At 36.8% G+C, this 15,265-nt stretch carries 18 protein-coding genes and 1 riboswitch; of the genes, 12 read left to right on the top strand and 6 right to left on the bottom strand.

The genetic code is table 11. The annotated features are described in order from the left end of the window. Positions 1 to 44: 44 nt before the first annotated feature. Positions 45 to 155, top strand: a riboswitch (TPP riboswitch). A 154-nt stretch (positions 156 to 309) separates the two neighbouring features. From MHB65_RS12920 to MHB65_RS12900, 5 genes are read left to right on the top strand one after another with little or no spacing between them, the layout of a single operon-like run. Further along, entirely contained in the window at positions 310 to 1,305 is a 996-nt protein-coding gene (locus tag MHB65_RS12920; RefSeq protein ID WP_342440596.1) for an ABC transporter substrate-binding protein, read from the top strand. Position 1,306: 1 nt separating this feature from the next. Continuing rightward, the gene (locus tag MHB65_RS12915; protein ID WP_205443692.1) at positions 1,307 to 1,597 is read left to right on the top strand and encodes a thiamine-binding protein; all 291 of its coding nucleotides are present in this window, start codon (positions 1,307 to 1,309) and stop codon (positions 1,595 to 1,597) included. Beyond that, positions 1,597 to 2,370: an ABC transporter permease gene (locus tag MHB65_RS12910; protein WP_205443691.1), complete on the top strand. Its 774-nt coding sequence runs from the start codon at positions 1,597 to 1,599 to the stop codon at positions 2,368 to 2,370. The genes MHB65_RS12915 and MHB65_RS12910 overlap by 1 nt, the downstream gene beginning before the upstream one ends. Further along, positions 2,345 to 3,094, top strand: a complete 750-nt coding sequence (locus tag MHB65_RS12905; RefSeq protein ID WP_342440595.1) for an ABC transporter ATP-binding protein — start codon at positions 2,345 to 2,347, stop codon at positions 3,092 to 3,094. The genes MHB65_RS12910 and MHB65_RS12905 overlap by 26 nt, the downstream gene beginning before the upstream one ends. Continuing rightward, positions 3,084 to 3,833: a TatD family hydrolase gene (locus tag MHB65_RS12900; RefSeq protein ID WP_342440594.1), complete on the top strand. Its 750-nt coding sequence runs from the start codon at positions 3,084 to 3,086 to the stop codon at positions 3,831 to 3,833. The genes MHB65_RS12905 and MHB65_RS12900 overlap by 11 nt, the downstream gene beginning before the upstream one ends. 25 nt (positions 3,834 to 3,858) lie before the next feature. Here MHB65_RS12900 and MHB65_RS12895 read toward each other — a convergent pair whose 3' ends face one another. From MHB65_RS12895 to MHB65_RS12875, 5 genes are all read right to left on the bottom strand, one after another. Then, entirely contained in the window at positions 3,859 to 4,041 is a 183-nt protein-coding gene (locus tag MHB65_RS12895; protein WP_243456202.1) for a hypothetical protein, read from the bottom strand. 92 nt (positions 4,042 to 4,133) lie between these two features. Continuing rightward, positions 4,134 to 5,678 carry a sodium/solute symporter gene (locus MHB65_RS12890; RefSeq protein ID WP_342443738.1) on the bottom strand — a complete coding sequence of 515 codons (1,545 nt, stop codon included), beginning with the start codon at positions 5,676 to 5,678 and terminating at the stop codon, positions 4,134 to 4,136. An 8-nt stretch (positions 5,679 to 5,686) separates the two neighbouring features. Next, entirely contained in the window at positions 5,687 to 6,025 is a 339-nt protein-coding gene (locus MHB65_RS12885) for a DUF485 domain-containing protein (protein WP_342440593.1), read from the bottom strand. Between the two features lie 481 nt (positions 6,026 to 6,506). Then, entirely contained in the window at positions 6,507 to 8,060 is a 1,554-nt protein-coding gene (locus tag MHB65_RS12880) for a cation acetate symporter (RefSeq protein ID WP_342440592.1), read from the bottom strand. Beyond that, positions 8,061 to 8,396 carry a DUF485 domain-containing protein gene (locus tag MHB65_RS12875; protein WP_342440591.1) on the bottom strand — a complete coding sequence of 112 codons (336 nt, stop codon included), beginning with the start codon at positions 8,394 to 8,396 and terminating at the stop codon, positions 8,061 to 8,063. Between the two features lie 585 nt (positions 8,397 to 8,981). Between MHB65_RS12875 and MHB65_RS12870 the strand changes: the two genes are divergently transcribed. The 7 genes from MHB65_RS12870 (at position 8,982) to MHB65_RS12840 (ending at position 13,745) form a co-directional block, all read left to right on the top strand. After that, the gene (locus tag MHB65_RS12870; protein ID WP_342440590.1) at positions 8,982 to 9,578 is read left to right on the top strand and encodes an SCO family protein; all 597 of its coding nucleotides are present in this window, start codon (positions 8,982 to 8,984) and stop codon (positions 9,576 to 9,578) included. A 194-nt stretch (positions 9,579 to 9,772) separates the two neighbouring features. Continuing rightward, positions 9,773 to 10,108: a metalloregulator ArsR/SmtB family transcription factor gene (locus tag MHB65_RS12865; RefSeq protein ID WP_221682857.1), complete on the top strand. Its 336-nt coding sequence runs from the start codon at positions 9,773 to 9,775 to the stop codon at positions 10,106 to 10,108. A gap of 31 nt (positions 10,109 to 10,139) precedes the next feature. After that, positions 10,140 to 11,138 (top strand): NADP-dependent oxidoreductase, encoded by a 999-nt coding sequence (locus tag MHB65_RS12860; RefSeq protein ID WP_342440589.1) that lies wholly within the window; start codon positions 10,140 to 10,142, stop codon positions 11,136 to 11,138. A gap of 251 nt (positions 11,139 to 11,389) precedes the next feature. After that, entirely contained in the window at positions 11,390 to 11,845 is a 456-nt protein-coding gene (locus tag MHB65_RS12855) for a hypothetical protein (RefSeq protein ID WP_342440588.1), read from the top strand. 126 nt (positions 11,846 to 11,971) lie between these two features. Continuing rightward, positions 11,972 to 12,421, top strand: a complete 450-nt coding sequence (locus tag MHB65_RS12850; protein ID WP_342440587.1) for a DUF4362 domain-containing protein — start codon at positions 11,972 to 11,974, stop codon at positions 12,419 to 12,421. A gap of 133 nt (positions 12,422 to 12,554) precedes the next feature. Further along, positions 12,555 to 12,761: a hypothetical protein gene (locus tag MHB65_RS12845; RefSeq protein WP_342440586.1), complete on the top strand. Its 207-nt coding sequence runs from the start codon at positions 12,555 to 12,557 to the stop codon at positions 12,759 to 12,761. A 441-nt stretch (positions 12,762 to 13,202) separates the two neighbouring features. Then, complete coding sequence (locus tag MHB65_RS12840) at positions 13,203 to 13,745, top strand: pyridoxamine 5'-phosphate oxidase family protein (protein WP_205443672.1); 543 nt, start codon at positions 13,203 to 13,205, stop codon at positions 13,743 to 13,745. A 248-nt stretch (positions 13,746 to 13,993) separates the two neighbouring features. Here the strand turns inward: MHB65_RS12840 and MHB65_RS12835 are convergent, their stop codons facing one another. Then, positions 13,994 to 14,836, bottom strand: a complete 843-nt coding sequence (locus MHB65_RS12835; RefSeq protein ID WP_342440585.1) for a hypothetical protein — start codon at positions 14,834 to 14,836, stop codon at positions 13,994 to 13,996. Positions 14,837 to 15,265 lie beyond the last annotated feature (429 nt).

Genomic DNA, 15,265 nt, shown 5'->3' with positions numbered 1-15,265 from the left:
TTAAGTGTAACTATGGGTATAATAATCATCGAAAAGTTCATAGCGAAAGAATGTAGGGGGGCTAGTAGTTGCTAGCTGAGATTGTGTCCGATAGACGCTGACCCTTTGAACCTGATTTGGCTCGTACCAGCGTAGGGAACATCTATTCAAAAAAGCAAAGTTTTGAAGAATGATTGTAATACGTCTGGGAGGAATCCTAGGCGTTTTTTTATGTTTTCAGGCGATAGCTTGAAAACCTTGTATACGCTTTCTTCTGGTGACAACATTCATTCATGAACACTTTCATATTACAAACTGGGAGGCTTTCGCATGAAAAAATGGTTATTTATTCTATTGGCAGCACTTTTGACTTTAGTGGGCTGTAGTGAAAAAGAGGACAAGCAGGCGACTGACAAGCTGAAAAAGGTGTCTGTGGTACTGGATTGGACACCGAATACGAATCATACAGGTCTGTATGTCGCAAAAAAACTCGGTTATTTTGAGGAACAGGGCTTAGATGTTGAGATAATTATGCCTGGTGAGGCGGGCGCAGATCAGCTTGTTGCTTCTGGAAAGGCAGAGTTTGGCGTGAGCTATCAGGAAGGCATTACACAGGCGCGTGTACAAGATGTGCCGCTGGTCTCTATCGCAGCGATTATTCAGCATAATACATCTGGCTTTGCTTCTATTGCATCAAAAGGCATTACATCGCCAAAGGATTTTGAAGGTAAAACTTATGGTGGTTGGGGTGCGCCATTAGAGCAAGCCGTTCTCCAATCATTAATGCAAACAGAAAAGGCAGATATCAATAAGCTAGATATCGTCAATGCAGGGGATTTAGATTTCTTCACAATGATGGAAAAAGACATTGATTTTGCTTGGATTTATTATGCATGGACTGGGATTGAAGCTGAGCTGCGTGGGGAAAAGATTAATATGCTGTATCTAACGGATTATAGTGATCAATTGGATTACTATACACCTGTTCTAGCTACGAATGAAAAAATGCTACAGGACAACCCTGATGTTGTCAAAGCCTTTGTTGCAGCTACATCAAAAGGCTATGAATACGCAATAGAAAACCCAAGTGAAGCGGCTGATATTTTAATCGAAGCAGCTCCAGATTTAGATAAAGAGCTAGTGCATAAAAGTCAGGAATGGCTGGCAGATAAATATCAGGATGATGCCAAGCAATGGGGAGAGCAAAAGCTTTCTGTGTGGGAAAACTATGCAAAATGGATGTCTAGCAATCATGTACTAGAGGGCGAGTTTGATGCGAAACAAGCCTTTACAAATGATTTCTTACCTAAAAAGGAGGCCAATTAAGATGGCAAATTCATTAATCAGTGTGCAAATCATACCAAAGACAGAGAAATATGAAGATGTTATACCTTATGTGGATGCAGCGATTGCTGTGATCGATGCTTCTGGCGTGAAATATGAGGTACATCCATTGGAAACAACGATGGAAGGCGAGCTTTCTACATTGCTCCAAATCATTGAAAAAATGAATGAGAAGATGATCGAGCTTGGTGCCATTAATGTTATTACACAAGTGAAAATTTTATATCAGCCAAAGGGTATTACGATGGATACATTAACGGAGAAATATCAGTAATGAAACGTGCATTGCAAAAGGGAAGGACGATAATTTTTATCGCCTTCCTCTTATTCATATGGGAACTAATCGTGCATTTTGCTGAAGTTCCACATTGGTTATTACCTGCGCCAAGTAGTATTTTGTCGGAAGCCTTTCAGTCGTATCAAACCTTTCTACCACATGTATTTGCTACGGTGCAATTAGCCTTACTAGGTCTGGCCATTGGCATTGCTTGTGGTCTAACGGTGTCGATTGTGTTGCATCGTTTTACATTCATTCGGGAGTTGTTTTATCCAATTCTTATTATGTCGCAAAATGTTCCCATTCTTGTCTTGGCACCATTGCTTATTATTTGGTTTGGCTTTGGCTTATTACCGAAGCTCATTATTATTTGCCTCGTGTGCTTTTTCCCAATTGTCATTGCAGCGATGGATGGATTTAGGCAAACGGCCCCTGAATTAAAGCATTATTTTGCCATGATCGGTGCTACCAAGGCACAAACCTTTTGGAAGCTGGAATGGCCTCATGCCTATCCAGCCATTTTCTCAGGCGTTAAAATTGCTGCTACATATAGTGTGATGGGGGCTGTGATTGCGGAGTGGCTCGGTGCAAAAAAGGGTATTGGTGTTTACATGACATTAGCTCAGTCCTCCTTCCGCACAGATCGTGTATTTGTGGCAATTTTTGCGATTGTTCTCTTGAGTTTACTATTGTTTAGCGGGATTCGTTTGATTGAAAAATTCATGGTGAAGGGGAGAGGCTATCATGCTCAGCATTCAAAACATCGCTAAATCCTTCGATACACTAAAAGTCCTTGATCAACTTTCATTTGACGTAAGGGATGGTGAGTTTGTGGCCATTGTGGGTCCTTCAGGCAGTGGTAAGAGCACACTTTTTCAATTAATTGGTGGTGTTTCGCCAATTGATCAAGGAGCCATTTTATTAAATGAAGAGGATATCCAGCAAAAAAGAGGAACGATTGGCTATATGCCACAGCAACCTTGCCTATTACCCTGGCGTACGATTTTAGAAAATGTCACGCTTGTAGAGGAATTACAGCATAAACCTGATGTGGAACGTGCCAAGGCATGGCTAGAAAAGGTTGGTCTTGCCTCCTTTATCCATGCCTATCCGAACGAACTGTCAGGAGGCATGCAGCAGCGTGTATCGTTCATTCGTGCAATGGTTAGTGATAAGCCGATTTTATGCTTAGACGAACCATTTTCTGCGTTGGATGAATTTACAAGACTGGAAATGCAGGCATGGCTTTTATCCATCTGGGAAGAGTATCGTAAATCAATCCTATTTGTTACACATAGTATTGAGGAAGCTCTCTTTTTAGCGGATCGCATACTTGTCTTAACCAAACGTCCAGCAACTGTTAAAAAGGAAATCATCGTGCCCTTTGAGAGACCACGGAAAGAGGAGATTCGACATTCCGCAGCGTTCACAGCGTTAAAGCAACAGCTATTTACGTATTTACAAGAAGAAAAGGGTGATATGTATGTTGATTGATGCGCATATTCATTTGGAACAGTATAACGATGAGGAAATTCCATTATTGTTGGAAGAGGTCGATGCTGTGATTGCGGTTAGCATGCAACTATCCTCGTGTGAAAGAACGTTGCGTTTATCGAACAGCTATCAGCAAGTAAAGGCTGCTTTTGGCTTCCATCCTGAACAGCCTTTACTAAGTCCAAGCGACGAGGCAGCTTTATTCGATTGGATTCGTACGTATCAGGATGAGATGGTCGCTATTGGTGAGGTAGGTTTACCTTATTATTTAAGGCAAGAGCAAGCGATGGATGACCGTCCTTATGTGGCGTTATTAGAGCGTTTTGTTGTATTGGCGAAGGAACTTGATAAGCCGATTGTATTACACGCTGTATATGAGGACGCTAGTGTTGTGTGTGATTTGCTGGAAAAGCATCAGATGAGTCAAGCCCATTTTCATTGGTTTAAAGGGGATGAAGCTGTTGTGAAGCGCATGATCGAGCGTGGTTATTTTATTTCCATTACGCCAGATTGTTTGTATGAAGAGGAGATTCAACAGCTAATTCATGCTTATCCGATTGAACGGATGATGGTGGAAACGGATGGTCCTTGGACGTTTGAAGGACCGTTTACGAACAAGCGTACATCGCCATGGATGATGCATTCTACGCTTGAGGTGATTGCCTCTATCAAAGGACTGTCAATACAGGAAGCGGCCAAAATCATTACGCAAAACACGAAAGCCTTCTATCGGCTTTAAAAGAAAAAGCAGTATAGGGTACGAGTTAATCGTCCTTATACTGCTTTTTATATTTTGTATAATCATGCTCCAATTTTTCGTTCTTTGTTTTCGTTAAGCGTTCATGTGTACTGAAAGAGATAGATTGTCGATTTTTTTCAACATCTTTACCGACTGTGCGTTTAATATGCATACGCTTTTTTTTAGCGTTAGACTGTGACACGAGCATAACCTCCAATTCATTATTTAAATCTATAGTAGCGAATAGGGAAGAAAAAGTAAAACCTCGTAAGCAAGATACTTACGAGGCTGTCGAGTGTATTAGTGAGATACGTCCTGTACAGAAATACCTGTGTTAGCTTTAACGTCAACTTCACGATATTTCGCATCATCTGTTTCTTTAGAAAGTAATGTGCCGATGAAACCACCAAGGAAACCAAGTGGTACAGAGATTAAGGCTGGGTTCGTTAACATAATTAATGGATCACCAACGAAAATTGCCTTACCTTCAACTGGATTCCACACGTTAGGTGACATAGCAACTAATACTAATGCAGAGATTAAACCTGTTAACATCGCAGTAACAGCACCAGCTGTATTAAAGCGTTTCCAATAGATTGTGTAAATGATTACTGGAAGGTTTGCAGAACCTGCAATACAGAATGCTAAAGATACTAAGAATGCAACGTTTAATGTTTGTGCACCAAGTGCTAATAGGATAGAAATAACAGCGATTGTAATCGAACCGATACGAGCTGCAAGAACTTGCTCTTTTTCTGTAATTTTACCCTTTTTGATAATTTGTCCATAAATATCATGTGATAGGGCAGATGCACCAGATAGTACAAGACCTGCTACTACCGCTAAAATTGTTGCGAATGCTACCGCACAAACGAATGAGAATAGAATGTCGCCACCAAGTGCTTCTGCAAGTAGTGGGGCAGCCATGTTACCAGCAGCGTTTGCTGCGATAATATCTTCTTTCCCAACGAATGCTGCTGCACCGAAACCTAAGAAAATTGTTAGAACGTAGAAGATACCTACGATCCAAGTAGCCCAAATAACAGATGAACGAGCTGTTTTTGCGTCTTTTACTGTGAAGAAACGCATTAAGATATGTGGAAGACCCGCAGTACCTAATACTAACGCAATTAACATAGAGATTGTATCAAGTCCATTTGTATATTTAAGACCTGGGTTTAAATAAGCAGCGCCACTTTCAGTAACAGTTGTCATTTCTTTAAACATTGTAGCAATACTGAAGCCGAACTCTTTTAATACTAAGAATGAAATAATAACTGTACCTAACATTAAAAGACAAGCTTTAATAATTTGTACCCAAGATGTTGCTGTCATACCACCGAATAGCACGTAAGTTGTCATCATGAAACCTACGATTAATACGGCGATCCAATAGTCGATTCCTAAAAGTAATTGAATAAGTGCTCCTGCACCAACTAGTTGTGCAATCATGTAGAATAAAACAATTGTAATAGTGCTTAAAGCAGCTGTTCCACGAACTTTTGCGTTATTAAAACGCGCTGTAATCATATCAGCTAAAGTAAATTTCCCAAGGTTACGTAACGGCTCAGCAACAATATATAATACCACTAAGTAAGCTACCAAATAACCAATAGAGAAGAAGAATCCATCAAATCCAAATAATGCTACAGCACCAGCGATACCTAAGAAGGATGCTGCTGATAAGTAGTCACCTGCGATAGCTAGTCCATTTTGCCAGCCTGTTAAGCCACCACCAGCAGTGTAGAAATCACTTGCTGAAGATGTACGTTTAGATGCCCACCATGTAATAACTAATGTTAAACCAACAATGCCTACGAAGAAGAATATGGCTGTAAAACTCATTCCGTTACTCATCGGCGGCCACCTCCGTTCTCGTATTCAGCGATAATCGCTTTTGCTTCTCTATCGAAGCTGTTTGCTTTTGCTACATATAAATGACATAACCCCCATGTCATGATGAAAAGACCTGCTGCATAGATCCACACCCAAGTAATTTCCCCAAATGCCTTTTGGTGTAGAATTGTTGTGTACGATGTCAGAATTGGTAACAACATGTATGCCGATAAAAATATGGCAGTCATAGACCAAAGAAAAGAATTCTTTCTTCGTACAAGAGATTTAAACGATTCTTGGTTTGCAATTGTATCATAGTCAATCACGATACCTTTTTTTGCTTGATTGTTCCCCATTAACATTCCCCATTTTGTGTATATTTTTTCTACCTCAAGACTTGATTTTGCTAGTTTAGTGAATTCACATTTTCATTTTATGAAACAGTTCACAAAATTGCAATACATTTCAGAAAAATTATGTAAAAAAAATTTTTCAGAAAATACTCTTAGGAGAGAAAAAATGGCGTAAACTCAAGAATATAAAGGGTTTTAGAAAATTCAGATAAATAAATGAAGTGAAGAGAAATCTAGATTCTTGACAAAAAATGAAGGGTAAATTTACAAAAAAATCTCGTTTTTTCAATCAAAAATAAACACTATTTACCTAGTGAAAATTGGATTTTTTCTGTTTTTTGGAAGTGGAATAATATTGTTCGATAAATAAATTGGTAGATATTGAATAACAAAAAAGGCGAAAAACTCGACCAAAAATCGAATTTTTTGCCTATTTTTTTGCGCTTTTTGAATTAGGATTCATTATGCAGGTGGTGTATAAATATTAATGTGAAATATCAGAAACAGACACACCTGTATTTGCTTTCACACGAATTTCTTTATAAATACGTTCTGCCTCTTCCTGTGACACTCTGTTAGGTGAAAGGACAGTTCCTAAGTATCCAGCAATAAAGCCAAGTGGAATCGTAATAATCGCTGGAACAGCAAGTGGCACAAGTGGTTGTCCAACAAAAATTGCCGCACCTTCAACAGGGCTCCAGACATTTGGTCCCATTGCTCCTAAAATTAAACAGGACACTAATCCCGTTACCATCGCTGTTACAGCACCTGTGGAATTAAATTTCTTCCAATAGATTGTATAAAGGATCACAGGTAGGTTTGCTGATGCACCGATACAAAAGGCAAAGGATACTAAAAATGAAACATTTAAGCTTTGTGCAAACAGAGCAAGAATAATAGACACGATTGCAATCGAAATAGAGCCTGTACGGGCTGCCATCACCTGTTGCTTCTCTGTTAATTTACCGCCTTTAATGATTTCTCCATAAATATCATGAGAAATGGCAGATGCCCCTGTCAGAACTAAACCAGAAACAACGGCTAAAATAGTCGCAAATGCAACTGCGCCGATAAATGCCATCAATACATCTCCACCTAAATAATGCGCGAGAAGGGGAGCGGCTGTATTACCAGCCTTACTTTCAGCAAGAATTTGATCTAAACCTACAAAGTTTAATGCACCGAACCCTAAGAAAATGGTTAATGAGAAGAAAATAGCTGTAATCCAAGTTGTCCAAGAAATAGAGGCACGTGCTGTCTTTGCGTCCTTTACTGTAAAGAAACGCATTAAAATATGTGGTAAGCCAGATGTTCCTAAAACTAAGGCCATCATCATCGAAACAGAGTCAATTGTGCTTGTGTACTTAATTCCAGGTACAAGGAATTTTTCACCATGATCTACTGCAATTGTGTCGAACATCTTCATAAGAGAGAAGTCAAATTTCATTAACACTAATACCGCTAATAGACCTGTCCCGAATAATAACAAGCTTGCTTTAATGATTTGCACCCAGGAAGTCGCTGTCATGCCACCAAATAGTACATAAGTTGTCATCATAACACCGACTATTAATACGGCAACCCAATACTCAATGCCAAATAATAGTTTAATCAATGCACCAGCACCAACGAGCTGTGCAATCATATAAAGGATAACGATAATAATCGTACCTGATGCCGCCACGCCACGAATTCGTTTTTCATTGAAACGAGCCGTTAACATATCTGCTAACGTGTAGCGACCTAAGTTACGCATTGGCTCAGCAATGACATAAAGAAGCACTAAATTTGCTACTACATAGCCTACAGAGAAGAAGAAACCGTCAAAACCAGTTAAGGCAATCGCACCAGACACACCAAGAAAGGCCGCTGCCGATAAATAGTCACCAGCAATCGCAAAGCCGTTTTGCCACCCCTTTAATCCACCACCAGCTGTGTAAAAATCAGCCGCAGAGGATGTACGCTTTGCTGCAATATAGGTAACAACAAGTGTTAAGCCCACAATAGCTAAAAAGAAACCTATGGATACGATGTTCATTTATTTTCCACCTTTCGCCTGATACTCTGCTAGCACAGCAGCTGCAGCTTTATCGAATGAAGCAGCTTTTTTTACATATACTGTACAGAGCACAATCGTCATGATAAATAATCCTGCTGAATAAACCCATACACCCGTAATATTTCCGAAGATTTTTTGTTGTAGTACAGGCTGGAAAGCAAGAATCGGAAGCAAAATATAAAGAATTAAAAACATTGCTGTAATCGAGAAAAGAAAGGTATTTTTCTTTTTTACAAAGCTATTAAACGATTCCATTGCTTCAATTGCATGATAATCAATTGATTGGGCCTGTTTTTTACTTGAAACATTCGCCATTATTATTCCCCCTAAAGTTATATATTTCTGTTTTAAACGACATATTTCTTTTTCGTTCGTCGTTATATTCACTTATTTTATGGGGGAGATTCCTATAATGCAATACTAAATTTTGAGTTTTTATAATTTTTAGTCACTTTCGTTTTGAGGAAATAACATAGAAATAATAAGGATTTATTAGAATAAATTTGTTTGAAAGAGCGAGTGGTTTTCTGATGAAATAATATTGTTAAAATAGTTTGTTGTTAATAAAAATGAATGTAGGAGAAAATACAAACATAAAAGAGAATTTTCTGTATTTTATTATTCTGCTATTAAATTCCAAGGAAGCTCAATCAGCAGAAATAATTTGTTATATAACAATTATCTGAGGTTTTGGGAAATAACGAAAATAATAAAAAAAAGCTGCGAAAAAATTTTTGAAAAGGATGTGTCATTTGGAAGATTTAGTGAGGTGAAATTCCAGAATCAGTTAATGTTCACATGTTATACAAATAGCCATCTGGGTGTAAGTCCATTATCTTGTGTTTAGCTTCTATAATGAATAAAATAAGATGATGAAATGAAGGGAAGTGGACAACACGAATGAAAAAGAAAAGGATATTGCTAGTTTTAGTTCTAGCATTTAGTAGCATTTTAGCTGCTTGTGGTAGTTACAAATTTGAACCAACATTAAATCTAGAGGTTCAAGATTTCACGGTAACGAACCAAAAAAATGAACAAGTGAGCCTAGATGATCTTAAAGGTAAGCCGTGGTTAGCCATGTTTATTTTTACAAATTGTACGACAATCTGTCCACCGATGACATTTAATATGACAGAAGTTCAACAAGCACTGCAAGATGAAGGCCTTGAGGATTATCAAATTGTGGCATTTAGCGTGGATCCAGAGGTGGATAAGCCTGATGTTTTAACAAATTACTTAAATACGTATAATGTTGTAGATGAAAGCAAGTGGCAGCTATTAACGGGCTATCAACAAAAATTCATTGAACAATTTGCACGTAAATCATTTAATTCTTTAGTTAAAAACGATCCTAACTCAGACCAAGTCATACATATGTCGAGCTATTATTTAGTAAACGCAGACGGCACAGTTGTAAAAGACTATGATGGCGCGACAAACGTACCAGTTGAAACAATCGTTGGAGATATGAAGGCTCTTATTAAGGAGAGCAAATAACGCAGAGGTCCATGTGACTTCTGTGTTTTTTTATTGAAAATGGGGAAAATAGGGTGTACGCCTTCTAAAAATGATTCGTCTCGATTTACTTTCCCAATATTGCAGGGAATACAGCAATATTATATTGTTGTATGCAGTAATGGTTCATTAACTTAAACTATTCAACTAATTAGTAAGCGGAGGTATTTAATTAAATGAATAAACAGGACCAGCTTAACTTGATTAAGGACGATTTTATAAATTCTCAAAAGGTACTATTAGCCATTGGTGATGAGACCAGACAAGCCATTTTAATGGTTTTAATGGGAACAGATTGTCAAACAGGGCTGCGTGTGGGAGAAATCACGGAACAAACACATCTTTCTCGTCCGGCTGTATCACATCATCTTAAGATTTTGCGAGATGCTGGTGTTATTTTAATGCGTAAAGAAGGTACAAAAAACTTTTACTATATAGATATTCGTACAAAACTAGGTTCGTTAAAAAATCTTGTTTTGGATATTGAGACGCTGTTAACGGAATTTTATTGAAAATACGATATATTATCTGGAGGAATAAACAATGAAAGCAATGGTTATCGATCAATATGGCAAAGCCCCAATGCGCTTGGCAGAAATGCCGACACCTGAAATAAATGAATATGAGGTACTCGCTGAAATCCATGCAGCAAGTATTAATCCGATTGATTTTAAAATCCGTGATGGGAAAGTGAAGCTGTTAATCCAATATAAAATGCCTCTTATCCTAGGAAATGATTTTTCAGGAGTCGTAGTGAAAGTTGGCAAAAAAGTAACTCGTTTTAAAGTAGGGGATGAAATTTATGCGCGTCCACGGAAGAGTAAAATTGGTACTTTTGCGGAATATATCTCCATTCATGAAGATGACATAGCCCTAAAACCTAAAAATTTAAGCTTTGAGGAAGCCGCATCGATACCACTGGTTGGTTTAACTTCATACCAAGCCTTACATGACATCATGCAATTACAGAAAGGACAAAAGATTTTAATTCATGCTGGCTCTGGAGGTGTAGGAACCTTTGCTATTCAACTAGCAAAGGCGATGGGTGCCACAGTGGCAACAACGGCTAGCGAAGCTGGTGCAAGCTTAGTCACATCTCTAGGTGCAGATAAAGTGATTAATTATAAGAAAGAAAACTTTGAAGCTATACTGAAAAATTATGATGCTGTCTTTGATACGCTTGGTGGTCAGACACTCAAGAAATCTTTCGAAATCATTAAGGATGGTGGGAAAATTGTCTCCGTATCAGGCAGGCCGAATGCTCGTTTCGCCAAAGAATACGGTTCAGGGTTTTTCAAAACATTGTTATTTTCAGCAGCAAGTCATAAACTGACTGCACTTGAAAAGAAACATCATGCTCAATATTCCTTCTTATTCATGAAGCCAAGTGGTGAGCAATTACGAATTATCGCAGATTTGATTGAGACTGGTAAAATCAAACCAATCATTGATCGAACTTTTTCATTTGAAGATGCTCAAAAGGCGATGGACTATGCGGAATCTGGTAGGGCAAAGGGGAAGATTATCGTAAAAATTAAATAGGCTTTTTTATGTTGTATTTTCGTAAAGGTTTAATGTTAATCATTTTTTCAAACATGCCCTTTTCGGTTGGTTAATAGGACAGATGTAGCCGATATCATGATGAGCAATGGATCACCACTTGCGTTCTTTGAAGGCAAATATAGCAAAGTTAGTCAGCCAATAAGCTTATAACCACCTGTCTTAGATTTAAAATGATAGGAAGCCCTAATTCTATTTTTGCTATTCATTTTCCAGGCATGGACAATATACACATGGAATCAATCCAAAGCTGGATGGAAAAAATCGAAGCTTTTCCAATCTATTTTTGCCTACAAATTACAGATAGTTTTAAGCGTGATTTTGAATTAACTTGTAATCAAAATCATTTAACCTATAAATATATTGGCGAATATGATGGTGCGAGGGTTGCTATTCTTGACATTTTAAATAACGAGTCGTTTTCTATTATCTTTCCATTCATAAATTTAATAAGTAGTATGGAAGATTTAGTTTTTTTGTCTATTAGAAAAGACTGCTTTACAGTGGATAATCGTCTACGTCAAAGAGGAATATTTGACCTTATTCCTGTAAATATAACTTTCGATGTTGACACGATTGTATTTAGTCTAATGCAATCGGGTCTTGAGTTAGAGGTTTATTCTAATAGTCCTTTCCATATTGTTAACTCCTTACCAGATTTTCTAATACCAATACAATTGAAAGAATAAGACAATTGTTTCTTCAGTCAGTTTTTAATGAGTCTTAATTCGTTGTAAACGTGCAGGTAAGTTGACTAAATTGTAACCCCCTTAAGCAAGGAAACGACTACTTGCAAAAGGGGGTGATGTAAACCAATGAGAAAGATCAACATAGTATCTATTTTATTATTTTCGTTTTTCATAGCTGGTTGTCAAAACACGGGAAGCACAGCTATTAAAAAAACGGAACAACATAATATTCCAGATTATATCCCTACAACTGAAGATATTTTAGATAGGCATGGAGAAATAGAAAATAAAGAGAGATTGAAGGATTTTCTGAATCATGTTAAAAAAGGACAGAAGGATCGTATACGAGTAGTTAGGTATACAGTAGAAGGTGATCCAATTCTTCATGATCTTGACTATGATGGTGTAGTTATAAAATCAACAAAAGACAAAAGAAGAGATAAATTTGGTGTAGGAAGTGTTGAGGATACTACTTGCACTTCAATTGAGATGGTCGAAGCTACTGAAAGAACGGATTATAATCTTGTAGGCTGCGAAAATCAGATAGACAATACGGTTTTAGTTATTTGGAAATAGTAAGGAAGATTTCAAATGGTAACCTACAGGATTCATATTGACATAATGCCTTTGTAGAAAGAATGAAGTATGATAGAAGATTTAAAAGACGCCAATAAGTAGTTATTGAGGTTAGTGGAAAGGAGAAAAATATGTGAAAGAGTATGCTTTTGAAAATTTGCCTTTCATTTCAAATAACCCCCCTAACAGAATCAAGGAATATCAAAGTGAAATACCGCTCGAAATAATTAGTGAATATCTAAATAACGATTATCAGCTCATTTTACAAACGCCTGTTTTCCCAAGTAGAAGAAAGCTTCACCACTTAGAGGTCATTGAAAGAATCAATTTTTTAACTTAATTAGAGTAGACAAACGTACGTTTAATACGCAATTAGGTAAATTTATTGAGGAAAATGAATACGTGAATGGCTTCAATTTTTTCTTAATGAAGGATGTAACATATCTTGTTTTTCAGCTCCCACTTTCAAGCCGAGACACCATTAAAATCACTAACTTAACTAATAACCATTTAGTTTTCGTTCAAATCGAATCCTATGACGTTAAAGAATATTTCTGGAACTAAATATGACCAAATGAGGCAATGGAACTGAGCGTTATTTCCCGCTCAGTTCTTTTTATAAAACTTTGAACTAAACCTGCTAATAATTAATCATAGCTATTTATTATTCAATTTAAACTCTCCACTGAAAATGGATTGCTTAATTGTGATAGTTATGGACGTTTTTATTCAATCCAAAGGTTGATAAAATCACATCATACTACAAGTAGGAGTGATAACAATGGATAAGGTACGTTACAAAGTAAGAGAAGTGTTGGACAAGAACAAAATAGAAACTTTTTTGCAGCAAGCTCGCATTGGGCATCTGGGTTTGGTTGATGGTCATTTGCCGTATGTTGTCCCACTTAATTTTGTGTGGACAAATGGAGTGCTTTATTTCCATGGAGCCACTGGTGGGAGACGAAATCAAGTGATGGGAGAGAATCCAGAGGTCTGCTTTACGGTATGTGATGAATATGGAACGATTACGAATCCAGTACCTGCAAAGACGGACACGGCTTATATGAGTGTCATGGTTTTTGGCAAGGCTCAACCTATCATCGATCTGGATGAAGCGACACATATGTTGCAAGAAATGATAAATAAATATGTACCTGGTTACTATCATCGTCCCTTATCCCAGCAACACGTGGACAAATACCGATCAGCCGTTTTCGGAGGGCCTGTTCAAGTGTATCGTATTGATCCTCAGCATATTACCGCGAAAGAAAATCCAATTGCATTAGGGGAGATGTTCCATATTGAGAAAATCCCACATACATAGTATTGTTTTAGAAATTGGTAAATCAAATCACTGTAAACTAGAATAAAGATAGATTAAAAAATATCTCATCCCTTAATCTTTATCTAATAGCAACATCAAAAACTCCATTTTGAAAAAAGATTGATCAAAATGGAGTTACTCTCTCTAGATAAGTATGAGATTTTTATAAAAAAGTTTGAACATTTTTTAGCTATGTTGTTCCAAAATTGCGCCCGATTGTCAAATAACTTAACTGTAAATTAAACATTTTAAGTAAGTTCTATAAGCACAGTCTCTATTTCTTTATTGAAGGTAGATTCTTTCCAAAGTGTAACGGCCTCTTTCTCTTGATACTTTTCAATTAAGATTTGAATCACATTGTATCCAATAAAATACCCTAAACGTGTGAAACCAAAGTAGGAACCTCCATTAATTGAAAACCATTCATGGATAACTTCAGATTGTGTACGTTTATTTATATCTTCCAAAAAAGTAGTGATAATATCATTTTTGTTATCTTCTGCAAATTTTAACCATTCTTCTCCATTATCTTCGTATAAAAAATAGACCGATTTGTCAGCATCAGCAACTTGTTCTGAAAAATACGTTGCACATCCTTCCTGAAACAATGTTGTAAAGGGATGAAACCACTGAACTTTAGACCAATCCACCCCCTCCTGATCTGATAAAATATTATGAAGCGTATGACCAAATTCATGAGCAATAATTACTTTTAAATGTTTATCATTAGAAGAGAGCTTTTCTAAACAAAAAGTCACTTCAGGAATAATTTGACGATGTGTAAATGCATTTGACCCATATGCTCCAACAATAATATGTACATCTTTAGTGAACTCGACATTATATTTTTGTCTGTAAGTTAACACAACTTCTTGAATTAGGCTTTCGATTTTTCCACTCGATTCCTTTATCTCACTCATTTTGGAAGGGTATCTTTGAATTGCGTTTTTAATCTTCTCATCTGCATTTTTACAATGATACAGAAAGTATTCCTTAAAGTGTTGTGAGAACTTTTCATGGTAGTGTTTTAAGAACCGCTCCGAAGGCATGTAGTTTAATAAAAAATATGGAACTGTATTATAAATTTTCATAATTACCGTCCTCCATTTCATAACAATCCTCTTCGTTAATTTGAACTATACTTTTATATTTCTCCTAATAATTTTTAGTTCCTGCTTATTCCATAATCTGACCCGTTTGTTGACAAAAAAAACCTGCATATCAACACAGGATTTTTAATCAAACTTTAAAATGAATGATTAATCTTTGTTTAAAACGTTCAATTCTTTTTTAAAACTACAATATAAGGATAGTGTTTTTTTATTATACCTAATTTTATGGACTGCTAAAATTCGCAATTTTGGATGTTTTTTATCAATCCGTATTACGTTATGCTAAGACCGTTCATTTATTAGCAAGGAGGGGAAGTGCTACTGTTTAGTTCAGGTAGATTGACATTTTATCAAATAGCGGCAAGTAAGGCGTTATTTGGAATCAAGCAAATTGAAATTTTACTGGAA

It is taken from the genome of Lysinibacillus sp. FSL K6-0075, assembly GCF_038592945.1.
GTDB lineage: Bacteria > Bacillota > Bacilli > Bacillales_A > Planococcaceae > Lysinibacillus > Lysinibacillus fusiformis_F.
The sequence above is the reverse complement of the archived record's forward strand: the minus strand, read 5'-3'. Positions and strand labels throughout refer to the sequence as shown.

Coding starts and splice junctions, on each gene's coding strand:
- MHB65_RS12835 (WP_342440585.1), bottom strand. CDS start 14,836: ATGAAAATTTATAATACAGTTCCATATTTTTTATTAAACTACATGCCT.
- MHB65_RS12865 (WP_221682857.1), top strand. CDS start 9,773: ATGAATAAACAGGACCAGCTTAACTTGATTAAGGACGATTTTATAAAT.
- MHB65_RS12900 (WP_342440594.1), top strand. CDS start 3,084: ATGTTGATTGATGCGCATATTCATTTGGAACAGTATAACGATGAGGAA.
- MHB65_RS12850 (WP_342440587.1), top strand. CDS start 11,972: ATGAGAAAGATCAACATAGTATCTATTTTATTATTTTCGTTTTTCATA.
- MHB65_RS12890 (WP_342443738.1), bottom strand. CDS start 5,678: ATGAGTTTTACAGCCATATTCTTCTTCGTAGGCATTGTTGGTTTAACA.
- MHB65_RS12915 (WP_205443692.1), top strand. CDS start 1,307: ATGGCAAATTCATTAATCAGTGTGCAAATCATACCAAAGACAGAGAAA.
- MHB65_RS12860 (WP_342440589.1), top strand. CDS start 10,140: ATGAAAGCAATGGTTATCGATCAATATGGCAAAGCCCCAATGCGCTTG.
- MHB65_RS12875 (WP_342440591.1), bottom strand. CDS start 8,396: ATGGCGAATGTTTCAAGTAAAAAACAGGCCCAATCAATTGATTATCAT.
- MHB65_RS12840 (WP_205443672.1), top strand. CDS start 13,203: ATGGATAAGGTACGTTACAAAGTAAGAGAAGTGTTGGACAAGAACAAA.
- MHB65_RS12880 (WP_342440592.1), bottom strand. CDS start 8,060: ATGAACATCGTATCCATAGGTTTCTTTTTAGCTATTGTGGGCTTAACA.
- MHB65_RS12920 (WP_342440596.1), top strand. CDS start 310: ATGAAAAAATGGTTATTTATTCTATTGGCAGCACTTTTGACTTTAGTG.
- MHB65_RS12910 (WP_205443691.1), top strand. CDS start 1,597: ATGAAACGTGCATTGCAAAAGGGAAGGACGATAATTTTTATCGCCTTC.
- MHB65_RS12905 (WP_342440595.1), top strand. CDS start 2,345: ATGCTCAGCATTCAAAACATCGCTAAATCCTTCGATACACTAAAAGTC.
- MHB65_RS12870 (WP_342440590.1), top strand. CDS start 8,982: ATGAAAAAGAAAAGGATATTGCTAGTTTTAGTTCTAGCATTTAGTAGC.
- MHB65_RS12855 (WP_342440588.1), top strand. CDS start 11,390: ATGGAATCAATCCAAAGCTGGATGGAAAAAATCGAAGCTTTTCCAATC.
- MHB65_RS12895 (WP_243456202.1), bottom strand. CDS start 4,041: ATGCTCGTGTCACAGTCTAACGCTAAAAAAAAGCGTATGCATATTAAA.
- MHB65_RS12885 (WP_342440593.1), bottom strand. CDS start 6,025: ATGGGGAACAATCAAGCAAAAAAAGGTATCGTGATTGACTATGATACA.